Source organism: Acidithiobacillus sp. HP-11 (assembly GCF_015100075.1).
Taxonomy (GTDB): domain Bacteria; phylum Pseudomonadota; class Gammaproteobacteria; order Acidithiobacillales; family Acidithiobacillaceae; genus Acidithiobacillus; species Acidithiobacillus thiooxidans.
This window is the reverse complement of sequence record NZ_JACKYY010000107.1, coordinates 1-1,375: the sequence shown is the minus strand read 5'-3', so window position 1 is coordinate 1,375 and position 1,375 is coordinate 1. Positions and strand designations below refer to the sequence as shown.

Below are 1,375 nucleotides of genomic sequence, written 5' to 3'. Positions count from 1 at the left end.
GTTTTGCCTTCTCCGATGTCCGCAAACTGATTACAGATGAAGCTCTCTCCAGCCATTTTCTGGGACTTTGGCCCCATCTCTGCCAACCCCCTCATAAATCATTCACTCAGATGCTCATGCGTATGGTGGCGTAGCATGCGGCGACTTATTCCTCATGAAAATCGGTGAAACTTCAGCTCTGTATACCCACGGTCAAAATCTGGAAGCGCTGGCTAGAGGCTACGCCGCCGCCAAAACCGCTGCAGCACAAGCCAATATCCAAATACTCAGCCCCACTCGAGAAGCCTTTGACGATTTTGCTGAACTGACCCGTGACGGGTCCGGGACTCCGGTTCATGCGATTCCTGTAGATCATCTTGCTTACCGGCAGACACGCATCGGCGTCAACAGCAAAATGTCCATACAGGATGCGACTCTTCTGAAAGTACAAATTACTACTGTACAGCCGCTCGTTATACCCTTCATAGATCAAGTTGGGCGTGGCCTCTATGCCTTGAAACAAGAAATGGGCTTACCCAGCATTTTTGGTCTGAAGTTAAGTCCGGTAATGGGTATTAATGGCCAAATGGGCTGGGGAATCCCTTTGCAGACAGACACTGTGATGCGCATGCAAAGCCCTGTACTTGTGGCGGGGCTATCTAGTCAAAACCAGCTTGTGCAACACCCAGCGGCGGAAAGTGTACCCGGTTCCACCCCACCTGCTTCGAACATGGAGCCACTTCCTACTTCTCCCAACGATCTCGCCACTATTTCTGACGATAAAGCGCCGATGTCCGATCACATTTGTAATGCAGGTACCTGATGCCACGCGTAATTCACAGAAAAATCATGTTGAGTCAATCCATTAGGTTTGTTCAAAAATGCCTACAGTCCTGCCTACTTCTAACGTCCATTGCGACTCGCGCCACCCCGGAGAATGAAAGAGAATGGGAGCGGGTGGCGGCGGATTGAGATCGCACGAAATTTTGGTGACTTGATCCCGTTTCTAACGTGACCCGCCGGGCCGACTCGTACCCCGGATTGCCTCCATGAGAGCGCACATTAATAGGACCGCCTGTGGCTTGCTGCAGGCAGGTTGATTCGGCATCGGCATCCGTCGCCTCCCACGTTTTCAGTATAGATGGAGAGGAAAGCCAATGGAACTGAAACCCATTTTTCAACGTGTGATCGGCCTGGATATTCATCAGGCACAAGTGACTGTTAAACAGCATGCCCTGGCGTTGCTGCAGACCTTGCCGGGGGTGGATACCATAGGTGCTGCCTTATTGCTGGTGGAAATCGGGGACGATATGAAGGCCTTCGGGAGTGCCGATCGCCTGGCGTCGTGGGCCGGTCTGTGCCCGGGCAACAACGAATCGGCCGGTAAGCGCAAAAG

At 52.4% G+C, this 1,375-nt stretch carries 1 protein-coding gene and 1 pseudogene; both read left to right on the top strand.

The annotated features are described in order from the left end of the window. Nucleotides 1-154 precede the first annotated feature (154 nt). Complete coding sequence (locus H7F08_RS15255) at nt 155-802, top strand: hypothetical protein (protein ID WP_227487922.1); 648 nt, start codon at nt 155-157, stop codon at nt 800-802. Between the two features lie 400 nt (nt 803-1,202). After that, nucleotides 1,203-1,375 (top strand): annotated as a pseudogene (locus H7F08_RS15250) (IS110 family transposase); the annotation flags it as partial.

Coding starts and splice junctions, on each gene's coding strand:
- H7F08_RS15255 (WP_227487922.1), top strand. CDS start 155: ATGAAAATCGGTGAAACTTCAGCTCTGTATACCCACGGTCAAAATCTG.